We start from the raw sequence: 22,030 nt of genomic DNA on the forward strand, positions 1-22,030 counted from the left end.
GACCAATCCGGCGCATTTAACGGAACATCAATATTTTTGAACCGCACATGAACGACCGTATCAGCTGCGGTTCAGGCGCGCTCGCTAAACTGGGCAACAACAAGGACGGATTTGAACCTTTTGGGGGCTTTCATGTTGCTCAGGCGCCTGACGATCGTTTGTCTGCTCATTGCCGGATTGGCGGTTGTCGCCGGCGTCTTCGCAGACAGGAAACACGATAGCTATCGTGACCAGACGATGTTCGGCCCGCTGGCTTCCATGCAGGTCAAGACGGGGAAACAGCCATGACCAGAACCATTCGTTCCAGTGCCGCAATCGCGCTGCGCGTATTCCTATTCACAGCGATTTTCACCGGCCCGGCGGCAACCTTCGCCTATATGCAAATCGGCGAGCACACCAAGATGAGTGGCGTCGGCCTTGTGCTCTATGTCAGCCTGCAACGCACCGCATAATCTGCTTCATTTTATGGTCATGGACTCTGCTATACTAAGCCATGACACAGCGAATCGAACAATCATTTCTCAACGAAATCAAAACGCCGTCGCCGGTCGAGCCGGAGGTGTTTACCGATGCGAGCGCGGCGGTTGCCGCGCTGCAAAAGCTTTACGAGCGCAATACGGGTTTTCTGCGCAATGCTTTCGAGAAAGTGGCGCGCGGGGAAATACGTGCCCAGCGATACCGCGCCTTCTACCCCGAGATTTGCCTTTCCACATCGAGCTTCGCGCATGTGGATTCGCGTCTGGCTTTTGGCCATGTTTCGACGCCGGGCGATTATTCCGCCACCATTACCCGTCCCGACCTGTTCGACCATTATCTGACCGAGCAAATCCGCCTGCTGATGCGCAATCACGGCGTGACGGTCACGGTGCGCGAATCGTCCACACCGATCCCGATCCATTTTGCCTTCATGGAAGGCACCTATGTGGAGGCCTCGGTCGCGAGCGCCTTCCAGCATCCGCTGCGCGATCTGTTCGACGTGCCGGATCTGGCGGCCACCGACGACAAGATCGTCAATGCAGACTTTGAACCCGCGCCGGGCGAACCGATGCCGCTTGCGCCCTTCACGGCACAGCGCATTGATTATTCGCTGCACCGGCTGGCGCATTACACGGCGACCAGCCCGGCGCATTTCCAGAACTTCGTGCTCTTCACCAACTACCAGTTCTACATGGATGAGTTCTGCGCCTATGCCCGCGATTTGATGGCGCAGGGCGGCGGCGGTTACGAACAATTCGTGGAACCGGGCAATCTCATTACCCGTGCGGGCGAAACCGCGCCAAGCAGCGGCACCCCATTGGGACGCCTGCCGCAGATGCCAGCCTATCACCTGCAGCGCTCCGACCATTCCGGCATCACCATGGTGAATATCGGCGTTGGACCTTCCAACGCCAAGACAATCACCGACCATATTGCCGTGCTGCGTCCGCATGCATGGCTGATGCTCGGCCATTGCGCAGGCCTGCGCAACAGCCAGCAGCTTGGCGATTACGTGCTGGCCCACGCTTATATGCGTGAGGATCACGTTCTCGACGACGACCTGCCGGTCTGGGTTCCCCTGCCCGCGCTGGCGGAAATTCAGGTCGCGCTGGAAGAAGCGGTCGAAGAAATCACCGGCCTCGAAGGCTATGATCTCAAGCGCATCATGCGTACCGGCACCGTTGCCACCATCGACAATCGCAACTGGGAACTGCGCGACCAGCGCGGCCCGGTGCAGCGTCTTTCGCAGGCACGCGCCGTTGCGCTCGACATGGAATCGGCCACCATCGCCGCCAACGGCTTCCGCTTCCGCGTACCCTACGGCACCCTGCTCTGCGTTTCGGACAAGCCACTGCACGGCGAGTTGAAGCTGCCGGGCATGGCGACCGAGTTCTACAAGCGGCAAGTGGCGCAGCATCTGCGCATCGGCATCCGCGCGGTGGAAAAGATCGCCGCCATGCCGGATGAAAGGCTGCATTCGCGCAAGCTTCGAAGCTTCTACGAGACGGCGTTCCAGTGAGGTTAGGGGAGTAGGGGAATAAGGGAATAGGGGAGTAGGTCTTCGGGAATGCGGCCTCAGCACCAACATACTCCCGTACTCCCCTATTCCCTTATTCCCTTATTCCCCTACTGCCCTCCTTCCATCATCACGCCGTAATCCATCCCTAAAGGCATCTCATGTCGAAGAGCCGTGAGAATATCCCCTTCCTGTTGCTGCTTGCCGCTGTAGCGGTATCCATCCCGCTCGTGCTGGGATTTCTCGGTGCGGTCCATCCGGCGCTCGATTCGTTTTCGCATTTTCGGGCACATCTCGCGGTTCTGATGATCGTGCTGGCTCTGCCGCTGCTGTTCACCAAGATGCGGCGCGAAGGTGCGATGTTGCTGCTGTTCGCCATCATGGCGCTCAGCACCACGCTCGGCATGGCGCGTGATTTTCTCAGCGATACGGCAGGCGCAACCTCAGCCGAAGCAACAGGGCCGCGCTATAGCCTCGTTCAGATCAATCTGCGGGAGGACAATCCGGAGCCAAAGCGCATCTTGCAAATGATCGCTCGCGAAAAGCCGGACATCATCACCTATCAGGAAGCCAGCGAGCAGTGGACGAAGTGGCTCGATATTCTCCAAGGGACTTATCCCTATCGCCTGCATTGCCGTAAGGATCCCCGCACTTGGGGCGTGGGTATACTGTCCCGCCGTCCTTTCGTTGAAGGCGCACAACCTGTTTGCATCGGTGATGGCGTGCTCGCTATCGCCCCCGTCGATCTCGGCGGCACGCATGTCAACGTAGCTTCACTGCATTTTTCATGGCCATGGCCGCGCTGGCAGCCCTATCAGCTTGGCTTCATAGAGCCGAGCTTAAGGGAGTTGGCTGGGCCGACGATCATCGCTGGTGATCTGAATGCCGTGCCGTGGAGCAATACCGTTCGCCGGATTGAGGCCGCGTCGAAGACCGCACATATGACAGGCATCGGGGGAAGCTGGTTCCCGTCGTTCCTGCCGGTGTCGCTAGCGCCTTTTCTCGGCCTGCCTATCGATCAGATTTTCACAAGCCCGGATATTGTTGCGCCCAGGGCTGCAGCCCGCGAAGATGCCGGGTCGGATCACCTGCCCGTTCGGCTGGACTTTTCGGTCCCAGCCCCGGTGCGCCCGGACGAAGACGAACCGGAAACGCAGTCCGTCATGCTGCAATAGAAGGAACTCCTCATGCAGATGTATCAGGTCGATGCGTTTACCGATCGCCTTTTCGGCGGAAATCCCGCTGCCGTTCTCGTCCTTGACGATTGGCTACCGGATGCACTGATGCTGGCAATTGCGCAGGAGAACAACCTCGCCGAAACCGCCTTCGTCAAGCCTCGCCCCGATGGAGCATGGGATTTGCGCTGGTTTGCCCCGGCGCATGAGGTTGATTTCTGTGGTCACGCTACCCTTGCGACAGCCCATGTCTTGTTCACCACGGCCAAGGCGGACACCCTGCTGGTCTTCCACAGCAGAGTGGGAGAACTGCGTGTGTCGAGGGAAACGGATAGCTACAGGCTAGACATTCCCCGCCTGTCGCCGGAAACCATTGACGCTTTGCCCCGCGAAATTGCCGATATCTTCGCCGAGCCGCCTGTCCACATTTTTCGGAATTTTGAAAACTTCTTTGTCGATCTCGGCAGCGCCGATGCCGTGCGGAGTTTTGTGCCGGACCTCGCCGCAATTGCCCTTCTCGGCCCGGTCGGTCTTGTTGTGACCGGGCAAGAAACGGACGATGCAAAGCCGGACTTCGTGTCCCGCTATTTTGTTCCGGGCGCAGGCATTCCAGAAGACCCGGTTACAGGGTCGATCCATGCCACGCTTGTGCCCTATTGGGCCTCACGGTTGGGACGCGACAAGCTCATGGCCTATCAGGCGTCGGCACGCGGAGGGTGGCTCGACTGCGAATTGAACGAGGATCGCGTTATTCTGCGGGGAAATGCAGTGACTTTCATGGAAGCCACGATCTTTCTGCCCGAAACGACATAGCTGTCATTCATCTGCAATAAAAAAGGCGGCCAACGGCCGCCTTTTCGCATTACATGTTCACATAGACCGGTCCTTCGCCGCCTTGTGGCGGGACCCAGTTGATGTTCTGGTTCGGGTCCTTGATATCGCATGTCTTGCAATGCACGCAGTTCTGCGCGTTGATGACGAAACGAACATCCTTGGCGCTTGGGTCCGCAGCCGAGTTGCCGTCCTTGTCCACCCATTCATAAACGCCTGCCGGGCAATAACGCGTCGATGGGCCTGCAAAAACATCGTGTTCCGACGTCGTCTGCAACTGCATATCGCGGACTTGCAGATGGATTGGTTCATTCTCGTCATGATTGGTGTTCGACAGAAACACCGACGACAGACGGTCGAAGGTCAAAACACCATCCGGCTTCGGATAGTCGATCTTCTTGTGCTTTGCTGCCGGTTCGAGCGACTGCGCATCGTTCTTGCCATGCTTCAGCGTGCCAAAGAACGAGAAGCCGAACAGCTGGTTCGTCCACATATCGAGACCGCCGAGAGCGACGCCCACCACTGTGCCAAACTTCGACCACAGTGGCTTGACGTTGCGGACCTTTTTCAGGTCCTTGCCGATCAGGCTCGAACGCCAGCTGTTTTCGATCTCGACCGGTTCGTCATTGGCGCGACCGGCTGCAATGGCTTCCGCCAGCTTGTCGGCGGCGAGAATGCCGGACAGAACCGCATTGTGGCTGCCCTTGATGCGCGGCACGTTTACGAAACCTGCCGAGCAACCGATCAGCGCGCCGCCCGGGAAGGACAGTTTCGGCACCGACTGGAAGCCGCCTTCCGTAATCGCGCGCGCGCCATAGGACAGGCGCTTGCCGCCTTCGAACACGTCGCGGATGGCCGGATGCGTCTTGAAACGCTGGAATTCTTCAAACGGCGACAGATACGGGTTCTTGTAGTTGAGGTGCAGCACAAAGCCGACCGCAACCATATTGTCTTCGAGATGATAGAGGAACGAACCGCCGCCGGTCTTCATGTCGAGCGGCCAGCCGAACGAATGCTGCACCAGACCCGGCTTATGCTTGGACGGATCGACCTGCCACAATTCCTTGAGGCCGATACCGTATTTGCCCGGTTCGCGGCCTTCATCCAGCTTGAACTTCGAGATCAGCTGCTTGGCCAGCGAACCGCGCGCGCCTTCACCGATCAGCGTATATTTGCCGAGCAGCGCCATGCCGCGCGTATAGTTCGGCCCATGCGTGCCGTCGCGCTCGACGCCCATGTCGCCGGTGGCGACACCGATGACCGCGCCTTCGTCATTGTAAAGCACTTCGGTTGCGGCAAAGCCCGGGTAGATTTCGACGCCAAGTTCTTCCGCCTTCGTGCCAAGCCAGCGGCAGACATTGCCGAGCGACACGATGTAATTGCCGTGATTGTTCATTAATGGCGGCATGGCGAAATTCGGCAAACGCACCGAACCGGCAGGGCCGAGCAGCAGGAAATGATCGTCCGTCACCGGCGTCTTGAAAGGGTGCCCCTCGTCGTCCCGCCAGTCCGGCAGCAACTGGTCGATGCCCACCGGATCGACAACCGCGCCAGACAGGATATGCGCACCGACTTCCCCGCCCTTTTCAAGGACCACGACAGAAAGCTCTGGATTGACCTGCTTCAGACGGATCGCCGCCGCAAGACCCGCAGGGCCCGCGCCGACGATCACAACGTCAAATTCCATGCTCTCGCGTTCGGGAAGCTCCGGGTTCGCATGTTCTGGGGCTTCGGACATTCATCCCTCCGTTCGGTATGCCATCATCGTCTCATTACGACAGCGAGATGATGCATCCAATTGTTTTTACGCATAATCCCCTTGCGAATACCCATCAACCAGCGCATTGGCCAGTAATGATTGGCATCCGATTGGATTTACCTGTTCCCGTCATTCGCCTTAACCTCTTACAGAGTTAGTCACTGTCGCAAATGCGTCCAATTGTCCAAAATCAGCGTCTGACTGCGTTTAATCATATTTACTTTAACGTAAACGTCAATTTCAATTGTTTGAAATCAGTGCGCTGGATTTTTTGTCGCGACCGGGGTGGTTTTCACCTCCCCGGCAAGCTTCCGGTGGTTAGTCGGCGGTTTGATCGTGAAAAGCGCGGCGCGCTCTTGCATTCGCGGTCAAAATTCGCCACCTCATCTATTGAGGTACAAAATGACTGATGGCCGCGAGATACTGGATATGGAAGGCTTGCTCCGCTTCTATGCGGAAGCGGGCGTTGACATGCCGCTCTCGGAAACGCCGATTGACCGCTTTGCCGAACCGCAGCGTGCGCCTGCCGCGCCACGACCGGACATGCAGGCCACAGAGCGCCCTCGCCCGCCACAGCAGCAGCCCAACCAGCAAAGCCGTTCGCAAAACTGGCAGCAACCCTCGGCCGCCGCAACGCCTTCGCCGGAAAGCAGGCCTGTTCAGGCCGCAGCCGACGTGCCCGATACGGCCCAGATCGCTCTGGCCCGGGAGGCCGCGGCACAAGCCGCGACATTGGACGAACTGCGCGAGAAGCTTGCGGCCTTTGACGGCTGCAATTTGAAATTCACCGCGAAGAACCTTTGCTTTGCCGATGGCGATCCTTCCTCCGACATCATGTTCATCGGCGAAGCGCCGGGACGGGATGAGGATATGGAAGGGCTGCCTTTCGTCGGCAAATCGGGCCAGCTTCTCAACCGGATGATCGAATCCATCGGTCTGAAGCGCGAGAGCGTTTATATCGCCAATACGATCCCCTGGCGCCCGCCGGGCAATCGCACGCCGACGCCGCTGGAAACCGAGCTTTGCCGCCCGTTCATCGAACGGCAGATAGAGCTTGCCGCGCCGAAAATACTGGTCGCACTCGGCGGACCGGCAGGCAAGGCGCTGACCGGAGCAACCGAAGGCATATTGCGGCTTCGCGGCAACTGGAAAATCCACCGCACGCCATCCGGCATGGAAATTCCTGTGCTGCCGACATTGCACCCGGCCTATCTTCTGCGCACACCGGCACAGAAGCGTTTTGCCTGGCGTGATTTTCTGTCCGTGAAGTTGAAACTAGACGAATTACGCAATTGATATTTCGGCCTTTCGGTGTCATCGCCTCTCGCACGAGAGCAATGCTTGTCACCAACATGCCGCAAACTTGTTCTATTTCGCCGCTTGCCAAAGCGCCTGACGGCGACAAGTAGTTTTAAAATCCAGACTCTTCGTTTCGGAGTATTTCATGGCTGGCCAGCTCCTGCCCATCGCCGCCCTGCTTGCAAGCACGTTCCTGATGCTGCTTGCCGGTGGCCTCGCGGGTATTCTTCTGCCGCTACGCGGCGGAATGGAAGGCTGGTCCACAACCACCATTGGCTGGATGGGAACAAGCTATTCGCTGGCCTTCACCATCGGCTGTATCGTCGTGCCGCATCTGGTGCGCCGCGTCGGCCATGTGCGCGTGTTTTCCGCTTTGTTGACCTTGCTGTCGATGGCGCTGTTGTTTCATGCGCTTGTGGTCAGCCCGGCGGCCTGGATGATCTTTCGTGGTGTCGCAGGCTTCTCGCTCGCAGGCAGCTACATGATTATCGAAAGCTGGCTGAACGAGCGCGTGACCAATGAATCGCGCGGGCGCATTTTCTCGATCTATATGATCATCACTATGCTCGGGCTTATGTGCGGACAGTATATCCTGCCCTTCGGCGATGCGATGACGCAGACGCTGTTCATCGTCTGCGCGATCATCTATGCCAGCGCCCTGCTGCCAACGGCCTTGTCCAGTGCCCAATCGCCGAACCCGCTGACGCAAGTGTCGCTCGACATCAAGGGGCTTTACCGCCGCTCACCCGCCGCAGCCATCGGCTCGCTCATCGCCGGTATCGTCGCCGGTACGTGGAACTTTCTTGCCGCGATCTATGGCGAGATGAACGGTCTTTCGACCTTCGGCATTGCGACCATGCTGGCCTCCGCAATGATCGGCGGTGCCATTTTCCAATATCCGCTCGGTCGCGCTTCTGACTTCGTGGACCGGCGCTATGTCATGGTTCTGGCCGGGCTTATCGGCTTCGCATTGTCGCTGGTCATGGTGCTGTTCCACCCGACCGCGCCTTATGCAATCTATGCGATGATGTTCCTGTTCGGCTCGGTGATCTATCCGATCTACAGCCTTAATGTCGCGCACGCGAATGACTATGCCGACGCCAGCGAATTCGTCAAAATCTCCGGTGGACTGCTGATCATCTATGGTGTGGGCAGTGTGATCGGACCCGCACTTTCCGGCCCGCTGATGGATGCCATCGGCCCTTCCGGCTTCTTCGTAACCATGGCCATCGCCTTTGGCGTTTATGGCCTGCACGCCTTCTGGCGTATTCGCAGGCTTCAGCGCCCCGCGATCAGCGAGCAGAAAACCGAATACAAGTTCCACACACCGGACGGCCAGTCCACGCCGGAAACCATGCAGCTTGATCCGCGTTCCGAAGGGCCGCAGGAAACGACAAGCTGATCTTTACTGGCCTTGCGGCGCGTTGACCTTATGCGGTTCGAGCGCGAGCTTGTGTTCGCGATAGATGATGAACCCGCCCGCTGCCATCACAATGACGCTGCCGACCAGCATTTCCATGGTCGGCACATCACCGAACAGCAGGAAGCCGATCAACAGGCCAAGCAACATCGACGTATATTCAAAGGGCGCGATGGTAGACATCGGCGCATGACGGTAGCATTCGGTGAGCAAAATCTGAGCAATGCCGCCCGCAAATCCCGCACCGACAAGCAGAGCCAGCTGTGTCCAGCTCGGCACGACCCAGCCGAAAGGCAGGCTAAACAGCGCAATGACGCTTGCCGATAGCGAAAAATAGATCACGATTGTTGCCGTGCGTTCTGTCTGCACCAGACGCCGCACCAGCAGCATGGCGATGGCGGAGGTGAAAGCTGCACCCAATGCGGATAGCGCCCCAATCGCCTCGGCCTGCCCGACATTGCCTTGCGAAAACAGCGTCATTCGCGGCCAGATAATCACCAGCACGCCGAACAGGCCAACCAGAACCGCGCTCCAGCGATAGAACCGCACGACTTCATGCAGGATGACCGCGCCGAGAATCACCGTGATCAGCGGCGAGGCGTAATTAATGGCGATTGCTTCGGGAAGCGGCAGTTTCATCAACGCAAAGAAGCTCATCGTCATGGAACAGACGCCGACCAGACCACGCCAGAAATGACTGAAACCGTGCTGCGTCCGAAACGCGCCGGAAAGCTGCCCACGCCATTGCAGATAGAGCAGAACGGCAATCACCGCAAAAAAGGATCGGAAGAAAATCAGCTGCCCAAGCGGCACGCCGTCAGCGGCCTTGAGCATGGTGGACATGCCGACGAAAACGGCAACGGAAGCAATCTTGAGGCCGATGCCGAGCATCGGATTCGAGTCCAGCCCTGCCGCCTCAACAGGTGCACTCGCACGAGCGTTCACGATGCAATTCCCCAAACGTACCGCGTAAAAAGCGTGGCCTGAATATTATGACCACATTGATTTCTTAAGCTTGTTTGCAGAGAACCGCCACCCGGACTTGGCGTGATCGCGAAATTTAATTGACGCAAGCGCTTTTCTTGTCGTTTGCGCAAAAGCCGGGTACGAATCCAGCATGAGAGCGGTTCCTGTTTAGACGGAATCGTCGGAACCGCTCTATCCATTTGTGTTTACGCATTTCCGAACGCAAAACCGCTTCGCACTTTTGCTGGAAATGCTCTGGAGTCCACAGAAAGAGTTCCGCAATGCGTACAGAAACCGGCCAGACATTTCGTCTTGAAGATTACCGCCCGACGCCTTACGCGATACCGGAAACAAAACTCGACTTCACGCTGGAGCCGGAAAACACCATTGTCCGCGCCGAGTTGACCATCGAGCGCCGCCCGGGCACCGCGCCCGGCACACCGCTGGTCCTCGACGGCGACGAACTGAAGCTCGTCAGCATCGCCATCAACGGCACGCCGCTTGCTGATAACAGCTATGCCGCGACGCCAGATCTCCTGACCATCAGCGATTTGCCGGAAGGCGAGCGTTTCACGCTGGAAATCGTCACCGCCGTCAACCCGTCGACCAACCGCCAGCTGTCAGGGCTTTATCGCTCCAGCAGCGTGTATTGCACGCAATGCGAAGCGGAAGGCTTTCGCCGCATCACCTATTATTATGACCGGCCCGACGTGCTTTCCGTCTATACCGTGCGTGTCGAAGCCGACCGCGAAGCCGCACCGATCCTGCTCGCCAATGGCAACCCCGTTGAAAACAGCGCGACGGCAGGCAATGCCGACCGGCACTTTGCAGTGTGGCACGATCCGCATCCGAAGCCGTCCTATCTCTTCGCTCTCGTTGCCGGCTCGCTCGGCGTCGTGAAGGATCATTTCACCACCGCTTCGGGACGTCCGGTTGATCTCGCCATCTATGTCGAGCATGGCAAGGAGAAGCGCGCGCTTTACGCCATGGATGCGCTGAAGCGCTCCATGCAATGGGACGAGGAAAAGTTCGGGCGCGAATATGATCTCGATGTTTTCAACATTGTCGCCGTGTCGGATTTCAATATGGGCGCGATGGAAAACAAGGGCCTCAATGTCTTCAACGACAAATATGTGCTGGCCGACCCGGAAACCGCAACCGATCTGGATTATGCCGGTATTGAGGCCGTCATCGCGCATGAGTATTTTCACAACTGGACCGGCAATCGCATCACCTGCCGCGACTGGTTCCAGCTCTGCCTCAAGGAAGGGCTGACCGTCTATCGCGATCACGAATTCTCTGCCGACCAGCGCTCCCGCCCGGTAAAGCGCATCGCCGAGGTGAAGATCCTGAAGGCGCAGCAGTTCCCGGAAGATGGCGGCCCCCTCGCCCATCCGGTGCGCCCGCGCGAATACCGCGAAATCAATAATTTCTATACGGCGACGGTCTATGAAAAAGGCTCGGAAGTCGTGCGCATGATCCGCACGATCATCGGCCCGGACCTGTTCCGCAAGGGCATGGACCTCTATTTCGAGCGCCATGACGGCGATGCCGCCACCATCGAAGATTTCATCAAGGTTTTCGCCGACGTTTCCGGACAAGACTTTGCGCAATTCGCGCTCTGGTACGATCAGGCAGGCACCCCGCGCGTGGAAGCGGGTTTCGATTATGATGCGGCGGCTGAAACCTTCACCATCCGTTTGAAACAAGCGCTGGCGGCGACACCCGGCCAGCCGGTGAAAAAGCCGATGCATATCCCAATCGCGTTCGGCCTTATTGGGCCAGACGGCAAGGATATAGAGCCCACTTCCGTGGAAGGTGGCGACGTGCATGACCATGTCATCCATCTGCACCATGCGTCTGAAACCATTCTTTTCCACGGCATCAAGGCGCGCCCGGTTGCCTCGCTGCTGCGCGGCTTTTCCGCGCCGGTCAATCTCACTTCACCGCTCTCCGAGGAAGACCTGACATTTCTGGCGCTGAACGACAGCGATCCGGTTGCGCGCTGGCAGGCCATGACCAGCATTCTCACCCGCGCCCTGCTCGACGGCGCAAAGCGCGTTCGCGGCGGTTATCAGCCGGAGCTGAATGCCAAGGTAGTTGAACTGGTCGGTCGCGTTGCGTCCGACGAAACGCTCGACCCGGCGTTCCGCGCACTCTGCCTGACGCTTCCAAGCGAAAGCGACGTGGCGCGTGAAATGGGTGACAATGTCGATCCCGACGCTATCCTTGCCAGCCGTGACCACTTGATCGCCGCGATTGCATCGGCCTATGCGACCGATTTCGCGAAACTTTACGACGGTCTCAAGCAGACCGGCGCGTTCACGCCGGATGCGGAAGCCGCAGGCAAGCGTTCCTTGCGCAATGCGCTGCTCGATTATCTGAGCCGCCATGAGCAGAACCAGCGTCGTGCCGCCCTGCAATATGCAGATGCCGACAACATGACCGACCGCTTCGCAGCGCTGACGATTCTCGTCCATCGCTTCGGCGATACGGATGAAGCACAGGAAGCCCTGTCCGGCTTTGAACAGCGTTTCGGCGGCGACGGCCTTGTCATGGACAAATGGTTCAATGTTCAGGCAACCCGACCCGGCGACCATGCGCTGAAAACGGTGCGCAAGCTTGCCGTCCATCGCCTGTTCTCGCTCGACAATCCCAATCGGGTGCGCTCGCTGATCGGCTCGTTCTCGGCGTCGAATCCGACCGGTTTCAACCGCAAGGACGGCGCGGCCTATGCGTTCTTCGCCGACACGATCCTCGCCATCGATCCCGAAAACCCGCAGCTCTCGGCGCGGCTTTTGACCTCGATGCGTTCGTGGCGGTCGCTCGAAGAAACGCGGCGCGAACACGCCCGTGCCGCTCTTGCCCGCATATCGGGTACGGCGAAGCTTTCCACCGACCTGCGCGACATCGTGGACCGCACTCTCGCCTGATTCGCTGGCGACAATCGAAACAGCATGATTCGCCCCTGCCCGCCGCCTCGTCGCGGCTGGCAGGGTGAACAGCTATGCCCGCCAGCGCTTGTCTGACAAGCTTTCGGAGCGAGCATGTTTTTCATGAGTCTTTTCATGGATTTAAGCGCGTCAGCTGACGAACTGATTCCAGTTAAGAGCTTGAGATTCATAAGAAAATCAGCAGCAGCAAACGGGCTTTTTTACGTCTCGTTAACGAAATCGCTGGACAGCGCGAATCACTTTTGATTCATTGAATGCATTCGGAGGTGGCGTATTCCGAATCACTTCACTCGCAGGCATTTCACGAGGGACCATCAGATGGCGAGCACCGACGCGTATGGCGCGCCGGCGGGGACGCATTGCGAATCCGGTCGGAAGAGAAGGAAAGGCAAGGTCTCTGGCCATGTCCGTCTTCTCGCGGGTCCGGCCTATGGCAAGTTTATCTCGATGGAACCCATTCTGCGCCGCCTCGTTCCCGCGCTGATCATCATCTTCCTCGTCATTTTGGGTGTCGCCCGCGTGTTCTCCATGCTGGCCTGGCATGACGATATCGAACAGCAGCACAAGGCTTCGCTGTCGGCGGCGACCGCCAATCTCGCGCAAATGATCGAGCGCGTGGCGAACGGCACCACGGCAGGCGCGCAGATTTCCGCCAAAGACCTTCAGGACACGATTGCCGAATTTCGCTCGCGCGGCCTCTCCTCGCCCGGCATGACGGTTGCCGTCCTGGACGGTCAGTCGTTGGTGGTCGCAGCCTCCGGCCCGCTCTCCGATTTGACCGGGAAGCCGATCGATACGATCCTGACGGAAGCGCAACCGCTGTTCCTCTTTGCCGAGCGCGCAGGCGTATTGAAAGTGATGTTGCAGGGCGAAGCCGCCTATGGCGCCTTGTCCAAGCCACTGACGGCGCCCTATTCCGTCATAGCGACGGAAGCAGAAAACACGATCTTTGCCGAATGGCGTCGCGCCGTGTCGCTCAACGTCACGCTCTTTGCAGGCACCACCGGCGTCATGTTCGCCATTCTCTACGCCTATTTCAGTCAGGCAGCGCGCGCTCGCGAAGCCGACGATCTGTCCAACCAGATCCAGCGCCGGATTGATCTGGCCATGGCGCGCGGACGCTGCGGCCTCTGGGATTGGGACATGGCGCGCGGGCGCATCTACTGGTCGCATTCCATGTATGAAATGCTGGGCTATGAAGCGCAGGACGCGGTTCTGCCCTTTGGCGATGTCGCTGCGATCATCAATCCTGAAGACGGCGACCTTTATTCTCTTGCTGAGCAAGCCGCCGCTGGAGACTTCTCACATGTCGACCGCGTGTTCCGCATGCGCCATGCGGACGGGTCGTGGGTGTGGATGCGTGTGCGTGCCGATATTGCCGCCGAGGGCGACCTGCATCTGGTCGGCATCGCCTTCGACGTCAGCGAACAGCACCGCTTTGCGGAAGCGACAGCGGAAGCGGACATGCGCATCCGCGAAGCCATCGAGAATATTTCGGAAGCCTTCATTCTCTGGGATTCCAACAACCGTCTGGTGATGGCGAATTCCAAGTTCAGCGAATATGCGGGTCTGCCAGTCTGGACGCTGAAGCCGGGCGTGCCGCGCAATGAAGTCGACGCCCATACGCGCCCGTTCACCTTCGAACGCCGCATGGCCAACGAACACAATCGCGCAGGCGGTCAGACCTTTGAACGCCAGCTCAGCGATGGCCGCTGGCTACAGGTCAACGAACGCCGCACGCAGGATGGCGGCCTCGTTTCCATCGGCACCGACATTACCCAGCTCAAGCTGCATCAGGAACGTTTGGTGGACAGCGAACGTCGCCTCATGGCAACGATCCACGATCTGTCCATTGCCCGCAAAGGCGAGCGCGACCGTGTGCGCGAATTGTCCGAACTTGCCCGCAAATACGGTCAGGAAAAGGAACGCGCCGAAGCCGCCAACCGCGCCAAGTCGGAATTCCTCGCCAATATGTCCCATGAGCTGCGCACGCCGCTCAATGCGATCATCGGCTTTTCGGAGATGATCCAGGCGGGCACCTTCGGGCCCCTCGGCTCCGACCGCTACGAGGAATATATCAACGATATTCACACCAGCGGTAACTTCCTGCTGAATGTCATCAACGACATTCTCGACATGTCGAAGATCGAAGCCGGTCATTTCTCGCTCGACCGTGAGCAGATCGACCTTTGCCCGCTCATAAATGAGACGGTACGCATGATTTCGCTGCAGGCCGACGAGAAGAACATCACGGTCGAAACGCGCATCGAAGATGCGATGCAGCTCTATGCCGACCGCCGCGCGGTCAAGCAGGTGTTGATCAATCTTCTGTCCAACGCGGTCAAGTTCACGTCCCATAACGGGCACATCACAGTGCGCGCCCGCAAGGCCGGATCGGCCCTGTTCATGACCATTCAGGACACGGGCGTCGGCATTCCAAAATCGGCATTGAAGAAGATCGGCCAGCCGTTTGAACAGGTTGAAAACCAGTTCACCAAGAGCCATAGCGGCTCCGGCCTCGGGCTCGCCATCACCCGTTCATTGGCCGAACTGCATGGCGGCTGGCTGCGCATCCGCTCGACCGAAGGCGTCGGCACGGTGGTTGCGGTCAGCATACCCGACCGCAAGGCGGTTCAGATCAGCGGGCACAGCACCGCGATCCACGCGGCGTAAATTTAGACGCTAACGAGCTTCTCAAAGCTCGCACGCACTTCCTTCGCCAGTTCGGTCAGATGATGTTCGACACGCTTGATGTCGGGCATATCGGCGGCGCGGCACAGAAGATCGATCATGCCCGGAATGAACTCGTCGCGCGGGGCATCGCCGCCGAGACACAGGCGAATGGTCTGGCTGAGATTGGTGTAAAGCCGGTGTGCTTCAACCAGACTGTCGGCAAGGGCTGGTTCCGCATAGGCCGGGTCGAGCGATGCCAGCACCTCCTCCGTTCCAAGCGGACGCGGCTTCTTCGTCACCTTGCCGACCAGCGCCGCAAACTGGGCGATGAATTCCAGATCGACAATGCCGCCCGGTTTCAGCTTGAAATCCCAATCGTCGCGCGGTGGTTTTTCCTGATAGATCAGGTCGCGCATTTCGCGCACATCCTTGGCAATCTTCTTCACGTCACGCGGCGTTGATAGCACCTCGTCGATTTCCGCCGTGATATGCGCAATAAAATCCTCGTCGCCGTGGATCGGGCGCGCGCGCGTGAGCGCCATATGCTCCCAGGTCCAGGCTTCAGTGCGTTGATACTTGCCGAAGGATTCAATATGCGTTGCAACAGGTCCCTTGTTGCCCGAAGGGCGCAACCGCATGTCGACTTCATAGAGCACGCCCTCCGCTGTCGGCGCAGACAGCGCGGCGATCAGGCGTTGCGTCAGGCGGATATAATATTGCGACGGGGCGAGCGGCTTTTCACCGTCCGATTCATCAGCATCCGTGTCATGATCGTAGAGCAAGATCAAATCAACATCGGAACCTGCCGTCAGTTCACGACTGCCAAGCTTGCCCATGGCGAGCAGCGCGGATTTCGCGCCTTTGACCTTGCCGTGGCGACGCTGCAATTCGGCCTCCACGGCCTCGAATGCTTTGCCGATCATCAGCTCGGCCAGATCAGAAAAAGCGCGGCCGGCGCGCACGCCGTCAATCGCGCTTGTCAGCAGGCGAATGCCGATCAGGAAACGGTGTTCAGCCGCGAAGATGCGCAGCCGGTCCAGCACTTCCTCATAGTCGGTCGCGGCCCCGAGAAAGACGCGCAGCCGTTCTTCAAGATAGGAGCGGGTCGGCATTTCTGAAAAGATAGCCGGGTCGAGCAGTCCGTCGAAAACATGCGGATTGCGGGTGATGATTTCGGCCAGCCGTGGCGCGGCGCTCATGATCATCACAAGCAGATTGAGCAGGCGCGGATTGGATTGCAGCAGGCTGAAAAGCTGGATGCCCGCAGGCAGACCTTGCAGGAAACTGTCGAACCGCAACAACGACTCGTCGGCGCGTTTGGTCTCGGCGAAGGCTTTGAGGAGCGCAGGCGTCAGTTCGGTCAGGCGCTCGCGCGCTTCCGCTGACTGCGTGGCGCGATAGCGTCCGAAATGCCAGGTGCGGATGACACGGCAGATGTCGCTCGGGCGCTCATAGCCCATGGCGGCGAGCGTCTCCAGCGTACCCGGATCGTCCACATCGCCGGTGAAGACGAGATTGCCGGTCGAGGTGCCCAGTTCCGGCGCCTGTTCGAACAGGGCCGCATAGTGCTTTTCAACGATCTTGAGCGCTTCGAGGAAAACATCGGAAAACTCTGACGGATCAGCATAGCCCATCATATGGGCGACACGGGCAAAGCCTTCGTCGTCTTCAGGAAGAATATGGGTCTGCTCGTCGGCAATCATCTGGATGCGGTGTTCCACATCGCGCAGGAAATAATATTCCTTGGCCAGCGCATCGCGCGCTTTTTCCGTGATCCAGCCGCGCTCCGCCAGTTGGCCGAGCATCGGCACAGTCTGATTGCCGCGCAGTTCCGGAAAGCGTCCGCCAGCGATCAATTGCTGGGTCTGGACGAAAAACTCGATCTCGCGGATACCGCCGCGACCAAGTTTCACATTGTGCCCGCGAACGGCAATGTCGCCATGGCCCTTATGGGCGTGGATTTGCCGCTTGATCGAATGAACATCGGCAATCGCCGCATAATCGAGATATTTGCGCCAGACATAAGGGGAGAGTTCAGCCAACACCTGACGACCGGACGCGCGATCACCGGCGACGGGCCGCGCCTTGATCATGGCGGCGCGCTCCCAGTTCTGCCCGCGCCCTTCGTAATAATGCAGCGCCGCGCCAACGGGAATGGCAAGCGGCGTCGAACCCGGATCTGGACGCAAGCGAAGATCAACTCGGAAGACATAGCCATCCGCCGTGCGATCCTGAAGGATGCGGACAAGACGCCGTGTCAGACGCGAAAACGTGTCCACGCATTCATAAGGATCGCCGATGGCCGGTTTGGTTTCGTCGATGAAGACAATCAGATCAATGTCGGAGGAATAGTTCAGCTCGCGGGCGCCGAACTTGCCCATGCCCAGCACGATCCAGCCGCAATCCTTGTCGGGCTTGTTCCTGTCGGGCAGCTTGATCTTGCCCGCAGCATCCGCATTGCGCAGCAAAAAGCGCACGGCAGCACCGGTGCAGGCCTCGGCCAGATCGGTCAGCCAGCCGGTGGTGGCTTCGGTGTCGAAAATATGCGCCAGATCGCAAAGCGCGATCAGCACATGCGCTTCGCGTTTGAAGCGGCGCAGATCGGCCATAAGCGAAGCTTCGCTCGCGCCCTCCTCCATGCAGCACACGGAAACCGTCGCAAGAATGTCGTGCAATGCAGTTTCTGGCGAAGCAGAAACGATCCGGCTCAAAATAGATGGATGCCGGTTCAGCGCTTCGCGAATGAAGGGCGACAGATCGAGTACCGCTGACAGGAAGGCCGAAGCTTTCTGCGTTTCCAGCAGAGCGGCGACTTTCGGCAGTTCGTCCTCGCGGGACCGTTCAATCAGATCGGCGAGGAAAGATCGCGCCCGATCAGGATCAAGCGGCACCAGCGCACAAAGGTCTCTCTCGAAAAACAGTGCCTTTGTATCGTCAGCCGCCATGATCCCCTCATCGAATTATGCTTATTTCACCTCGCCCTGCGGCAACGGGAATTCCAGAACAGCACGCAGTCCCGGTTCGTTGCTTTCAAGACGAAGCGCGCCACCGTGCAACTTCATGACCGCCTTGGCAAGACTCAAACCGAGGCCGGAACCCGGTTGCGTACGGCTTTCCTCCAGACGCACGAAACGTTCTGTCGCCTGTTCGCGTTTTTCCTCGGGGATGCCCGGTCCATTATCGGCCACGATGATCCGCACCCAGTTAGCATCGCGCTCCATGGCGAGCGAGACATTTGCCTCGCGTTCCTCGCAACTGGCATATTTGATCGCATTGTCCACGAGGTTCGAAACTGTCTGGCCCACCAGTTCGCGGTTGATATGCAGCACCACCTCGTCCAGAGCGCCAAGCGTCAGCTTCCCATTCGCGTCTTCCGCCACCGGCTCATACATCTCCGCCACATCACGCACGATGGGCGCGACCGGCAGGTCTTCGAGGTTTTCCGTCGAATAACCAGCCTCAAGACGCGAAATCATCAGGATCGCGTTGAAGGTGCGGATCAACTGATCCGATTCGCCAATGATATCTTCCAGAGCTTCCCGATATTCCGGCCCCGCCTTTTTGCCCGCCAGTGCTTCCTCGGCGCGATTGCGCAGCCGGGTCAGCGGCGTCTTGAGATCGTGAGCAATATTATCGGAAACCTGCTTCAGCCCTTCATTCAACTCCAATATGCGCCCGAGCATGACATTGAGATTGCCCGACAACCGGTCGAATTCATCGCCCGAGCCGTTGACCGGCAGACGCCCGGTCAGGTCGCCATCCATGATACGCTGCGAGGCTTTGGATACGTCATCGATGCGCTTCAAGGCGCGGCGTCCGACCACGAGCCAGATCAAAAGCGCGCCCGCGCCCATAATGCCAAGCGCCAGCATGAGTGAACTGCGAATGATGTCGCGGAAGCGCTCCGGCTCGCCAAGATCGCGCCCGACCATCAGGCGCATGCCATTTGGCAGCGCAATTACCACGGCAACGGCGCGATGATCGCTTTCTGCCCCCTGTTCGCCATAGCGCTTGTAGACAAAGGCGCGCTCAACAATGCCGTCCGTGTCCAGCACGCCTGGTTCCACGCTTTCGACATTGCCTGCCAGAATGCGCCCCGTTGGGTCGGCGACCAGATAAAGATAAGCGCCCGGCTGGCGCGAGCGATAATCGATGCTGCGCACAAGCTGCGGAATACCGCCGCGCGCATAGCTCTTGCCGATGCTGGCCACCTCTTCGCCCAGTGCCTGTTGGGTCTGGGCGGTGAGGATCGAAGCCGACAGATTGGTCATGTAAAAGACCAATGCGACGGCCCCGACCACGAAGAGAAGCAGATAAAGAGCCGACAGGCGCACCGCCGTGGTGCGCATAAGCGCGGAAAACCGACCCATCAGTCCACCTTGGCGGCGGTCTGTTTGGCACGCCCGGCCTTCAGCATGTAACCGGCGCCACGCACCGTATGCAGCAGCGGGCCGTCAAAGCCCTTTTCGATCTTGGAGCGCAGACGCGAAATATGCACGTCGATCACATTGGTCTGAGGGTCGAAGTGATAATCCCATACATTTTCCAGCAGCATGGTGCGGGTCACCACCTGCCCGGCATGACGCATGAGATATTCGAGAAGGCGAAATTCACGCGGTTGCAGCGTGATATCGACATCCTGACGGCGCGCCGTATGCGCAAGCCGGTCAAGCTCGAGATCGCCGACGCGATAGATTGTGTCCGCCTCGCGTGGGCTGGAACGGCGCTGCAATACTTCTACGCGCGCCAGAAGCTCGGAAAATGCATAGGGCTTGGTCAGATAGTCATCGCCGCCAGCACGCAGGCCCGTCACGCGGTCATCGACTTCGCCGAGCGCAGATAGAATTAGCACCGGCGTTTCCATGCCCTTGGCCCGCAGGCCCGCCACGACAGACAGTCCATCGCGCTTCGGCAGCATACGGTCCACGACCAGCACGTCATAAGTGCCGTTTTCCGCCAGCGCATAACCGGTCTCGCCGTCACCGGCAATATCTGCCGAATGTCCGGCTTCGCTGAAAGCTTTCTCCAGATAACGAGCAGCTTCGCGGTCATCTTCAATAACGAGAATTTTCATGGCGCCACTTATAAATTACATTCGGAGATAAAGCACATCCCGAAAAGTGTAAGACAGTTTTCGGATAAGAGGTGCGTAAACAAAAACTGAGAGCGCAGATCTGATGCAATCAGATCGAAACGCGCTCTAAGACGATGCCAGGCAGTTACCCGCCTGGCATCGATTGTTCAGAAGTCGCTACGGATACCGGTCATCAACCCTGATCGATCGGCAAGGCCACGAAGCGGCTCTGATCGTTGCTCTGCAATTGCAGCAGCACAGCCTTGCGACCCGACTTGGAGGCTTCGCTGATGGCGTTGTTGATGTCTTTGGCGCTCTTCACCGTCTGGTTGTTGACGCTGACGATGACATCGCCGGAGCGAACGCCACGGTCGGCGGCATCGCTATCGGGATCGACATCGGTAACCACCACGCCGTCACCATCTTCCGAAGGCGTCACGGTCAGGCCGTAGCTGTCGAGCGTTTCGCTCTGCTGGCCGCCCTTGTCTTCATCCGTCGTACCGCCAGCCTGCTTCAGATCCTTCGGCATCGCCTCGATGGTGATGCTGATTTCTTCAGCCTTGTTCTTGCGCCAGACGCTGAGGGCTGCCTTTTCGCCCGGATTGATACCGGCAACCTTGCGGGCCAGATCACGCGGATCCTGTACCGTTTCCCCATTTACGGCGGTGATCACGTCACCGGCCTGAATGCCAGCCTTGGCTGCGGGACCATCCTTCTGCGGTGCAGCGACGATTGCGCCCTTTTCCTCGGCCAGACCAAGCGAAGCAGCGATATCCTTCGTCACCGGCTGGATCTGCACGCCAATCCAGCCGCGCTCAACCGAGCCCTTCTTGATGAGCTGATCGACAACCTGCTTTGCAGTGCCCGACGGGATTGCGAAGGCGATACCGACGCTGCCGCCCGAAGGCGAGAAAATGGCGGTGTTGATGCCGACGACCTGACCGGACAGGTTGAAAGCCGGGCCACCCGAGTTGCCCTTGTTCACAGCCGCGTCGATCTGGATGAAGTCGTCGTAAGGACCAGCTCCGATGTCACGGCCACGGGCCGAAACGATACCCGAGGTCACCGTGCCGCCGAGACCGAACGGATTGCCGACTGCAACAACCCAATCGCCGACGCGCACCTGATTGTCATCGCCGAAAGCGACATAAGTGAACTTGCGCTTGGCATCGTCAACCTTCAGCACGGCAAGGTCGGTGCGCGGATCGGTGCCGATCAGCTTGGCGTCGAGTTCGGTGCCGTCATCCATGACGACCGTATAGGCGTCACCGTCGGAAACGACGTGATTGTTGGTGACAACATAACCGTCTTCAGAGATGAAGAAGCCGGAGCCCTGTGCATAGGGGCGCTCATGACCCGGACGGCCCGGACGCTTGCCGGGGCCACGGCGACCATCGGGACGCGCATCGCCACTCGGCGGTTCCATGCCGAAATCACGGAAGAAGCGCTTCAGCGGATGATCGTCGGGCAGCTGGTCAAAACCGCGCGCACCAAAATTCTGACCGCCACGGCTATCGGCTTCCTGAACGTTCTTCTTCACGGTGACGCTGACGACGGCAGGACGTACCTTTGAAACCAGATCAGCGAAGCCGACAGTCTGCTGCGGCGGCGTCACCTGAACGGCTTCCGCGCGGGCATCGTTGAGTGCGCCAAGCGGGCCAGTCGCGACAAACGCGCCTGCAAGGGCAGCGCAAACTGCAACGGCTGCAACGCTCTTGCGGTAATGGGAAGTCTTAGCTCTGGACATCTATTTCTCCTTGCGAGCAGTAATCGGCCCGTGTTCTCGTCATCGGGAAACGAGGCCCTGAAGATCCTTTATAGAGCGCAGGATAGCTACAGCTACCTTACCGCTCAATTTCCGCAACATGAAAGTTTCGTAAGGTTGA

Annotated in this window: 15 protein-coding genes; 9 read left to right on the forward strand and 6 right to left on the reverse strand. The window is 58.8% G+C overall.

Annotation, left to right across the window (positions count from 1 at the left end):
* Window positions 1-132 precede the first annotated feature (132 nt).
* The 5 genes from WIX40_RS10690 to WIX40_RS10710 all read left to right on the forward strand — a co-directional run bounded on the left by WIX40_RS10690 (window position 133) and on the right by WIX40_RS10710 (window position 3,981).
* Window positions 133-288 (forward strand): hypothetical protein, encoded by a 156-nt coding sequence (locus WIX40_RS10690; protein WP_167836020.1) that lies wholly within the window; start codon window positions 133-135, stop codon window positions 286-288.
* The gene (locus tag WIX40_RS10695; protein WP_171318949.1) at window positions 285-452 is read left to right on the forward strand and encodes a hypothetical protein; all 168 of its coding nucleotides are present in this window, start codon (window positions 285-287) and stop codon (window positions 450-452) included. Before WIX40_RS10690 ends, WIX40_RS10695 begins: the two co-directional genes overlap by 4 nt.
* 41 nt (window positions 453-493) lie before the next feature.
* A complete protein-coding gene (locus WIX40_RS10700) occupies window positions 494-1,996 on the forward strand; it encodes an AMP nucleosidase (RefSeq protein WP_121535546.1) in 1,503 nt (500 codons plus the stop codon).
* A gap of 158 nt (window positions 1,997-2,154) precedes the next feature.
* Window positions 2,155-3,168, forward strand: coding sequence for an endonuclease/exonuclease/phosphatase family protein (locus tag WIX40_RS10705; RefSeq protein WP_121535543.1), 1,014 nt, complete (start codon window positions 2,155-2,157; stop codon window positions 3,166-3,168).
* A gap of 12 nt (window positions 3,169-3,180) precedes the next feature.
* A complete protein-coding gene (locus WIX40_RS10710; protein WP_121535540.1) occupies window positions 3,181-3,981 on the forward strand; it encodes a PhzF family protein in 801 nt (266 codons plus the stop codon).
* A gap of 49 nt (window positions 3,982-4,030) precedes the next feature.
* Here WIX40_RS10710 and WIX40_RS10715 read toward each other — a convergent pair whose 3' ends face one another.
* A complete protein-coding gene (locus tag WIX40_RS10715; RefSeq protein WP_121535537.1) occupies window positions 4,031-5,737 on the reverse strand; it encodes an electron transfer flavoprotein-ubiquinone oxidoreductase in 1,707 nt (568 codons plus the stop codon).
* Between the two features lie 423 nt (window positions 5,738-6,160).
* Between WIX40_RS10715 and WIX40_RS10720 the strand changes: the two genes are divergently transcribed.
* Window positions 6,161-7,054 (forward strand): uracil-DNA glycosylase, encoded by an 894-nt coding sequence (locus WIX40_RS10720; protein ID WP_109368619.1) that lies wholly within the window; start codon window positions 6,161-6,163, stop codon window positions 7,052-7,054.
* Window positions 7,055-7,202: 148 nt separating this feature from the next.
* Window positions 7,203-8,459, forward strand: a complete 1,257-nt coding sequence (locus WIX40_RS10725; protein ID WP_121535534.1) for an MFS transporter — start codon at window positions 7,203-7,205, stop codon at window positions 8,457-8,459.
* A 3-nt stretch (window positions 8,460-8,462) separates the two neighbouring features.
* Here the strand turns inward: WIX40_RS10725 and WIX40_RS10730 are convergent, their stop codons facing one another.
* Window positions 8,463-9,368 (reverse strand): DMT family transporter, encoded by a 906-nt coding sequence (locus tag WIX40_RS10730; protein ID WP_121535531.1) that lies wholly within the window; start codon window positions 9,366-9,368, stop codon window positions 8,463-8,465.
* Window positions 9,369-9,724: 356 nt separating this feature from the next.
* On the opposite strand from WIX40_RS10730, the gene pepN reads away from it, so the two are divergent.
* Window positions 9,725-12,376 (forward strand): aminopeptidase N, encoded by a 2,652-nt coding sequence (gene pepN, locus WIX40_RS10735; protein WP_339439866.1) that lies wholly within the window; start codon window positions 9,725-9,727, stop codon window positions 12,374-12,376.
* Between the two features lie 339 nt (window positions 12,377-12,715).
* Window positions 12,716-15,070, forward strand: coding sequence for a PAS domain-containing sensor histidine kinase (locus tag WIX40_RS10740; RefSeq protein WP_283735773.1), 2,355 nt, complete (start codon window positions 12,716-12,718; stop codon window positions 15,068-15,070).
* Between the two features lie 2 nt (window positions 15,071-15,072).
* Here WIX40_RS10740 and WIX40_RS10745 read toward each other — a convergent pair whose 3' ends face one another.
* The 4 genes from WIX40_RS10745 to WIX40_RS10760 all read right to left on the reverse strand — a co-directional run bounded on the left by WIX40_RS10745 (window position 15,073) and on the right by WIX40_RS10760 (window position 21,891).
* Window positions 15,073-18,015 (reverse strand): bifunctional [glutamine synthetase] adenylyltransferase/[glutamine synthetase]-adenylyl-L-tyrosine phosphorylase, encoded by a 2,943-nt coding sequence (locus tag WIX40_RS10745; RefSeq protein WP_339439867.1) that lies wholly within the window; start codon window positions 18,013-18,015, stop codon window positions 15,073-15,075.
* Window positions 18,016-18,036: 21 nt separating this feature from the next.
* Complete coding sequence (locus WIX40_RS10750; protein ID WP_171318999.1) at window positions 18,037-19,443, reverse strand: sensor histidine kinase; 1,407 nt, start codon at window positions 19,441-19,443, stop codon at window positions 18,037-18,039.
* Window positions 19,440-20,144: a response regulator transcription factor gene (locus WIX40_RS10755; protein ID WP_109368612.1), complete on the reverse strand. Its 705-nt coding sequence runs from the start codon at window positions 20,142-20,144 to the stop codon at window positions 19,440-19,442. The genes WIX40_RS10750 and WIX40_RS10755 overlap by 4 nt, the downstream gene beginning before the upstream one ends.
* A gap of 193 nt (window positions 20,145-20,337) precedes the next feature.
* On the reverse strand, window positions 20,338-21,891 hold the full coding sequence (locus WIX40_RS10760; protein WP_109368611.1) for a Do family serine endopeptidase: 1,554 nt from the start codon (window positions 21,889-21,891) through the stop codon (window positions 20,338-20,340).
* Between the last annotated feature and the right edge of the window lie 139 nt (window positions 21,892-22,030).

This window comes from Ochrobactrum teleogrylli (assembly GCF_037482325.1).
GTDB lineage: Bacteria > Pseudomonadota > Alphaproteobacteria > Rhizobiales > Rhizobiaceae > Brucella > Brucella teleogrylli.